General features: G+C 40.1%; 6 protein-coding genes. 1 reads left to right on the top strand and 5 read right to left on the bottom strand.

What is annotated here, in order from left to right; translation table 11 throughout:
* Window positions 1–443 precede the first annotated feature (443 nt).
* The 5 genes from HXW94_RS17620 to HXW94_RS17600 form a co-directional block, all read right to left on the bottom strand.
* A complete protein-coding gene (locus HXW94_RS17620) occupies window positions 444–2,504 on the bottom strand; it encodes an HAD-IA family hydrolase (RefSeq protein ID WP_178368209.1) in 2,061 nt (686 codons plus the stop codon).
* A gap of 129 nt (window positions 2,505–2,633) precedes the next feature.
* Complete coding sequence (locus tag HXW94_RS17615; RefSeq protein WP_178368208.1) at window positions 2,634–3,395, bottom strand: FkbM family methyltransferase; 762 nt, start codon at window positions 3,393–3,395, stop codon at window positions 2,634–2,636.
* Window positions 3,388–4,206 (bottom strand): glycosyltransferase, encoded by an 819-nt coding sequence (locus tag HXW94_RS17610; RefSeq protein ID WP_178368207.1) that lies wholly within the window; start codon window positions 4,204–4,206, stop codon window positions 3,388–3,390. The genes HXW94_RS17615 and HXW94_RS17610 overlap by 8 nt, the downstream gene beginning before the upstream one ends.
* Window positions 4,207–4,246: 40 nt before the next feature.
* A complete protein-coding gene (locus HXW94_RS17605; RefSeq protein ID WP_178368206.1) occupies window positions 4,247–5,446 on the bottom strand; it encodes an ABC transporter ATP-binding protein in 1,200 nt (399 codons plus the stop codon).
* Between the two features lie 5 nt (window positions 5,447–5,451).
* Entirely contained in the window at window positions 5,452–6,309 is an 858-nt protein-coding gene (locus tag HXW94_RS17600; RefSeq protein ID WP_178368205.1) for an ABC transporter permease, read from the bottom strand.
* 992 nt (window positions 6,310–7,301) lie between these two features.
* Between HXW94_RS17600 and HXW94_RS17595 the strand changes: the two genes are divergently transcribed.
* A partial coding sequence (locus HXW94_RS17595) for an Rpn family recombination-promoting nuclease/putative transposase (protein WP_178368204.1) occupies window positions 7,302–7,927 on the top strand: 626 nt, incomplete at its 3' end.

Genomic DNA, 7,927 nt, shown 5'->3' with positions numbered 1-7,927 from the left:
CCGTATAGTTATGCATTTCATCCAACATCTGGCATAAAATGATTTCATTGTTCCATGATAAATGATTTGCTAAGCGGGTAATAATTCGTTCAGCTCCACCCTTGTTTATGGCATCTATGGTAATTAATAATTTCATTTACTTTTTTTAGCGGGAATTAATATTTTGTAGACGATTCAAAATACTAAGCAGGATTCTGAAAATTTTTTTAGATACTTTATTAGGGAACTGCATGATTACTTTGATCAGGGAAATTTTTAATAGGACAAATATTATTTCAAATAAAAGCCGGGAATAATAAGAGAACAGCTTTGGGATTTCCCAATTCCACTGCTTTTGTCGGTTACTGAGTTCCGTATAATATAAAATATCATAGGATTTACAGCAAAAGAAATTGATGACACGATAATAAATTTCTATAAATATCGAAGGTAGCAAATAAGGTTTATCTTTCATCTTTCACCGACTTTCCTAATCTATTCCATATGATTATCCTTTTAAATGTAAAATATAGAATATTTAGAAAAGGAATTTTTGTTTTTGCAAGGGAAGCTTCCCGCCATGGTATATCAAGAAAGTCTGCAAATAGCCATCTGGGGTTAAAAACATCCGTAATTGAACACTGGCCGATAATTTCTCTAACCTCATCGCCGCCAAAATCTTCTGCATTTATTAAGCCGCTAATAGCGCTTATATGACGTTGTCTTGGAAAACTGAGGTAATTGTCGTATCGTGAAATGACATAGGTTTTCAATTGTTCAGGTTCAATGGGATATACTTTTTGCAGTTTAATGTAATCGGAAAGAAACGCGTAAATACCTTTTTGAATTTTTATGATGTCAGTATTAATATCTTTTTCGTTCTGTCTGTCTATGGATGCTTTCTTAAATATAACAGTCGGATAATCTTCCCACTCGTTCATTCGATACCCTGTGGTAGTACCGTGAAGTGCTCTAGTTGAAAATTCAAGCGCTTCTCTAAAAAAGCTGATGGCAACTTGTTCTGGAACTGCCATTTTATAGTCATAAAGCAATCCGATTTTTTTATAATCAATTTTATCTTTATCAATCGATTGAGAGGAACCTAGGTAGTATCCTATAAGTTCCGGATAATCGGGTGTGTCTGAAAACATTGCCTCAATATTATCTTGAATCGTCCCAATCCATCCAACGTCAACTAAGGCTGTGTTGTTATTTTTATTGAAAAAGGAGTGCTTTTCTAAATATTGTCGGAAAACTATTCTTAACTCTTTTGCATTCTCAAGAACAATGGTTTGAAAATCATTGTCTTTAAACAGAATTTTAATTTTTTGCCTGGTCGTGTCATTATCAATTGGATCATCATATGAAAGATTGTATTTGTCAAGTAGTTGAGTTATCAAATCACAATCGTTTAGTTTGAGCCTGTTCAAAACACTTCTGGTAGTTATATTGATACCGCTGATTGAATGTCTGTAGATTCTGTCATCTAATTTCCTGATAGACGGAGCAAATGTTGACTGTCTGCTGACACAAAGGTAATGGGAATGTGGCAGCGTCCCTTGATAAAGGCCATTTGATAAGGTGTTATAAATTTTTTTTAACACAAATCCATCCCTGGCTAAAAAGTGAATTTGTGAAATGTTTTTATGAAGAACCTGCTTGATAAAAAGATGAACAAACACCACGAGCAATGGACCTACGACTTCTTTGCCCCATGATACAAACTTATCTGCATCTTCATCAAGGTGTGGGTTCTTTATTGTTAATTTGTTGAAAAAAGAACAGGCTTGCCACATCCCTTCTCGTCGTTCGTATCTGTTTAAAAGACGGGTCCTGGCCCGTCTTTTTAAATTCCATGGGTCTAATATCAGAAAACTCTGAATACCCAGATTTCGTGGTACATTATAGTCAGATAGCGCATTGTCCCCCAAGTGTACAATTTGATCTGAACTTACATTTTCATATTCCAGGATGCATTTGAACAAATTGCCACTGCCTTTATTCAACTTTATATCAGAGGAGCAATATATCTTATCAAAATAGTCGAAGAGTCCGACCTCTTCAAGGCAGCATCGGAGCATCCATAATGGATAATAGGTATCAGACGTTATGATTAGTCTGTATTCCTCTTTCAGCTGTTCTAAGACAGTCTTTATGCCGGGATTAGTAAATAAAAGATTTAATTCAACGGAGAGTTCAATATCAAGCAATTGTTTTGCTGATAGATTAGTGGCTGTTTTTTTTATCATTTCCAAATACATATCTTCAATGGATATTTCGGAATCAAACCCAGAGTTTAAACTTTTCTGTCTAAGTTTCTTTTCAATCTTTTGCCTCAGTTCGAATATTTTTTTGCCTGACAAATGAATAAGTCCCATCCGGGAAATTTTTTCACATGTTCTTTTGATTGTTTCTTCCGGAGGATCTGTTTTTCTCATTACAAGCGTATCAAAAAGATCAAAAGAAATAATTTTTATGTTTTCTGGAATTTTTAAAGGAATTTTTTGAATTGAATCCAGTATCATTTTGGGTTCCGTATTCTTCTAAGATGAATTATTCTAAAAAAAGCTTATCATTTTAGCAGTGACAGAGGTTTTCATTTAAACATTTATTTGAGGTGTGGTTCATAAATCTCAAAATAGTGGTAACGAAAATTATAAAACAGATTGGATTGCCAATGTATCGGACTCCAAATCTCTTAATAAATAGTTGAGCGAGTTTAGCTTCATGAGTGCCGCCTCATAATCGTGAGGTAATAAAAATCTGTGTTCGAAAAGTATAAGTTTTGGGCTCAAACCAGCTTCTAAAAAACCATTAAGAACGATCCAATCTGCACCTTCTGTATCAATGACGAGAACATCAACATCCGTTATATTTAACTCCTTCAACAACTGCTTTGCGGTTAGAGCTCTAATTTTATCCACGACAACATTACCATCAAGTTTCTCTTCTGCTGAAAAACGAAAACGGTTACGCTCGAATGCATTTTCAAGATGTTTAAAAGAAAGAGATGATGTCCCCCCAAAATCAGGATAAATACCGATAAGCTTTTCAGAGAATTTATATAATTCGACTAAATCGGTTTCATCTGCCTCTACAATGGCGGCATTAATTATAGAAACGTCATCTTTGTGAGAATACGTCTGCTGGAGACGACTAATAACATCGCTATTTGGTTCGATTAAAAATAATTTCACTCTTGAATTAGACACGGCATCAAAAATAGGATCGAAACTGACTCCATCATAAGCTCCGATTTGCAAAATATTAACAGATGAATTTTTAACTGCTATTGCTGTTGAAACAAGGTCACCAAAATCAATTTTTTTTAACTTTACGGGAGTTTTTTTAGGGGGACGTGAAATATAAAATCCTGTCAACCTATACAATAAATCACGTATTTTTATCTTAAACATCAATCATAGCCTTCTTCGAAACTAACTTTACATATTGTTCAGTAAAAAGTTTTTTGTTTTTTATGGCGAAATGCTCCCATGTCCATTCTGAGACTATTGAAGCACGTTCGAATTTGGGTTGCACAAATTTTTGAAGTACACGACATAGGTCTTCAAAATTGCCAACTTTATAATCAACAACGTCCAAACTTGAGAGGTTTCCAACAGTTGAAGGTGCTATTACTGGAATTCCGCAGGCCGTTGCTTCAGCCGCAGGAATAGGTCCTCCCTCAAGCAAACTGGTCACAAGGAGAGCATCTAAGGTGCCATAAAAAATATGCAAGCTTTCAAGCCAAGCTACCTCGCTATCTTTAGATTGCAGTGGAGGTGGAAAAACAATATCAACAAAGTCGAGTTGTTTAAGCTTCTGTAGTAAAAATTCACCTTTTCGACCACTTGGATAGTTACGTCCAACGACTCCAAGTCGAAGATGTGGTACAAATACAGGATCTATACCCGGTGGAATCACATGTCCATCTATCACTTGTGCATACTTTAGCGCATGACAAACTCGAATATCAATACGTCTTGCGACATTGAAGAACTCCGGTGTTTCAGGATGAGTAAACCATGCGGCAGTGAAAGTCTTTGGCCACGAATTACCTAAAAAATTAGTTGCGTGGTAGTTAATAAAATAATTAATGTCAGCGTTGTTATCAATATCACCGACAGTCCATCCATTATGTACTGACAGTTCATTGATGATTCTACCTATTATCCATCCACGCCCTTCACTCGGAACTATATTAACTTTTGGAATAGAAACGTCCATTAGATACCCTAACACAATACATATAAGCTTATCGCCGAATCTAAAATAGAGCCGTAATATTTTTTATAGGAAGTGTACAAGGCGCTACATGGGCTGATATACCAGTCCCCACAACTGAGACGTGCACTTCATTCCGTGAAACAGCTAAAATTCGACCACATAGGTCGACAAGAGTTACTTGCCAGGAATATTCTCCTACTCGTAACGGAAGCATGTCAAAAACCACCTCCCATAAATTTTCTCCAGTTATCAAAACGTTATTAAATGATCTTTGATCAAGCACACACTCAGCAACATGATTTCCAGCAAAATCCTGAATACTAATCCAAATTTGGATACCATCAATAGGGGTCCTCGTTTCAATATTGACTTGTATTCGGAACTCATTTCTCTGGGCTACCTCAAAAAATGGAGGAGATATATTAAATTTTTTAATACGATCATCGCATTGATTTACATTTCTCCCATGAGCATGCTGATGCCTAAGTCCGGTCTCCATCTCACCTATAATCTTATCAGGTATGCCCTTCGAAGCAACCACTCCGCTATCTAACCTCATTACTGTACCCGAAACACGCGCAATCGAACCCATATCATGTGAAACAAAAATCACTGCAGATAGTTCACGAAGTTCATCAACGCGCCTATAACATTTTGTGCGAAAAGCTACGTCACCAACAGCCAACACCTCATCCAAAAGCAATATATCAGGTTTGATGGCCGTTGCTATAGAAAAACCCAATCGTACCTGCATCCCAGAACTGTAACTCTGTACAGGCGCATCGATAAACTGAGGGATTTCAGAGAAATCTATAATCTCTTCAATTTTCTCATCGGTCTCTCGCTTAGTCATCCCTAATGCTGAAGCATTTACATATATATTCTCCCTTCCCGTCAGGATCGGATTAAAGCCAGCTCCTAAAGCAATCAACGCCCCAACACGGCCCCTCATTTCGATTCGACCTTTGTCCGGCTTAATCAGGCCATTGAGCATACGTAACAGTGTAGTTTTCCCGGCTCCGTTTCGTCCGATGAGCCCAAGACACTCTCCGCGTTTAAGCTCAAAACTAACATCATCGACTGCCCAAAATTCATCAGGGCGCAGTGCACCGTTACCACTATGTCTGCGACCAAACAGCTCGTTGCCAAGATCCTTCATCCCATACCACAGGGATTTTTTCAGGTCTCTGCAGAATTTCTTGGAAACGCCTTCAACTTTAATTAAGGTTTCATCACTCATGGGAATCAAGAACTCATCCGTTCAATAAGTATGGGCAGGGCCAGGCGAAACAAGATCCATACGGCGATCAGTAAAATAATCGCCAGAACATTGACAATGATAAAGCCCGACAGATATTCGGCCGGCAATCCGGTGAGCCAGTCCCGTGCGGTGAGGATGAGCGGGGTCAGCGGGTTCAGGGTGTATATGGCGGCTGCAATACCGGTTTTGGGCATTGGAAAAATGACCGGTGTAAGATACATCAGAAACTGCATCAGCAGCGGTAACCCCTTGCCGATGTCGGTGTATAGCACCCCCATCGGTGTCAGGAGAAGACCTATTGCCGTACCTACCATCACCAGGGAAATCAGTCCGATGGGAAACAGCAGCAAACGCCACCCTAAATCAATGCCCATAAAAGGCAAAACAAATAACAACAGGATAATTTTAATGCCGGCGTTGAACAGGGTTTGGTAGATCCCCGATATCACCAGTGACTCCCTGGGAAAATTGAGCTTTGCCAGCATGGATTTAGCAGCGGTGGTTTGATTAAGGGGGGCATTGACGGCATCCATAAGGATTGCCCAAAGCATGCTGCCGGAAAAGACATAGACCGGATAGGGCAATGCCGTTTCCCCCATGGACACAATACCGGCCCCACTCAAAAAAATCCAGGTAACGGTGTTGGCAAGGGGGAGAATAAAGGCCCAGAGGATGCCCAGAAAGGCCTGGCGGTATTGAGCACTGATATCCCGCACAGCTAAACGCCAGGCTAATTCACGACTTGCCAACAGATCATGAAACATGGCTCGCGCCAGCTTGCCCGGGCGGGCCATTGCCGACTCGGGGGTATAGATTGTTTTTTTTAAGGATGGGTCATTCATCTAAAATCAGTAAAAAATGGTCGTTTGAGGTTAAGTAATGTGTCTTAAATAACTTAGCCAATTTTTTATATCCGGGAGCGCGGGCGTCCTGCCCGTAGTAATGATGCAGGCGGGATGCCTGTACTCCCAGGTTAAGTTATTTCGGTCTCATTCCTGAGTGAACTGATATATTGATCTCAGTTTGTCAGAACTCTTGTGTCATACCTTTGAAATAGCTCCGCCCTTTCGGTTGCAGTTAATAAGGACTTTACAAACGAATCAAATTTATATGGGCACATCCTCATTTTCACGGTTATTCAGTCAACAATGAAATATGGGGATTTGTCATTTTTTTTCAGGCAGTTCAATCGTCCTGATTTGTAGTATGAGCGCAACATGAGCATTTTCTCCGCATTTTTTTTATACCACCATACCAAAAATGCAGGGTCCCTTGAGCCTCAAATTGACAACTCTTCGAATCGAACTTTCAATCGTACCACTGCCAATCGGCAAATTCAAAGCCTTTATATAGTTGGGAAAGCAAGGCGGAGCCTATTACGTACAAAATACTCCCGTTATGTTCTTATGGTTTTGCTGTTCCGGCCTCGACAAAGAGTCTGTGCTGCTTGTAGGACTCTTGCCGATTCCCCTTTTAGTCAAAACCGGCGCTGTTTTGAGACCCAGGTTTTACGTTGCTTGGCTGACCGGTTTCCTTTTAGGCAAACGTAAACTCTATTAACAGTATTACATTATTCAACTTTTTTATCAGCACAGTCCATTTTTCTATTCGTTTCATCAACAGGATTTATCATGCTTTTTACATTAAAGGATAGGCTTTTTTTAAACCGGGAAAATGGGAATGCACTATAAAATGGAAATGGGGGGGCAGGCTTGACATTTTGACATTTTATAGAATTTACACATAAAATAGGGGACAGACCAGGTGGAACAGGGGTGTCCCGGGAAAAACATACCTCCTTGACTGAACCACCCCTTAAGGTTAAAATTCCACCATGACAGGCGAGAAAAATAACAGCAAGGTGGTCAACCCCCATGACAAGGTGTTCAGGGATGTCTACAGCGATAAGGAAAATGCCCGCAGCCTTTTAGCGGACAAACTGCCGGACAACGTGCTGAAACTGGTAGACCTGAATACCCTGGAGATCAGCAAGGACAGCTTCATTGAAAAAGAACTGGCGGATTATTATTCCGATATCCTGTACCGGGTGGATCTGACCGGCGGCAGTCAGGGGGTCATCTATGTGCTGTTTGAGCATAAAAGCTATTATGACAAGTATGTGCATCTCCAGGTGCTGGAATATATGGTCAAGATCTGGCGTCTGTATATTAAGCAGCATAAAGAGTCGCCGGACTGTCTGCCCATTGTGATCCCGCTGCTGGTCTGCCATGCCGGAAAAGAGTGGCCGCAAAATACAGAGCGACTGTCCTCCTTGCTGTCCGGCCCTGTGGAGGAACTTGCCGGGTACATCCCGGATTTTGCGTTTGAACTGTACGACCTGCACCGGTACGCTGATGATCAGATAAAAGGCACCATCATGAGCCGGGTGATATTGCTGCTGTTCAAACACATCAGAGATCCGGATTTACGACAGAAGCTGCCGGGGATATTGGCACTGAT

Source organism: Desulfobacter latus, from assembly GCF_013389365.1.
Classification (GTDB): domain Bacteria; phylum Desulfobacterota; class Desulfobacteria; order Desulfobacterales; family Desulfobacteraceae; genus Desulfobacter; species Desulfobacter latus.
This window is presented reverse-complemented; position numbering and strand designations above follow the sequence as displayed.

Bases quoted from the DNA above. Each gene is read 5' to 3' on its own strand.
- HXW94_RS17620 (WP_178368209.1), bottom strand. From the start codon at position 2,504: ATGATACTGGATTCAATTCAAAAAATTCCTTTAAAAATTCCAGAAAAC.
- HXW94_RS17615 (WP_178368208.1), bottom strand. From the start codon at position 3,395: ATGTTTAAGATAAAAATACGTGATTTATTGTATAGGTTGACAGGATTT.
- HXW94_RS17610 (WP_178368207.1), bottom strand. From the start codon at position 4,206: ATGGACGTTTCTATTCCAAAAGTTAATATAGTTCCGAGTGAAGGGCGT.
- HXW94_RS17605 (WP_178368206.1), bottom strand. From the start codon at position 5,446: ATGAGTGATGAAACCTTAATTAAAGTTGAAGGCGTTTCCAAGAAATTC.
- HXW94_RS17600 (WP_178368205.1), bottom strand. From the start codon at position 6,309: ATGAATGACCCATCCTTAAAAAAAACAATCTATACCCCCGAGTCGGCA.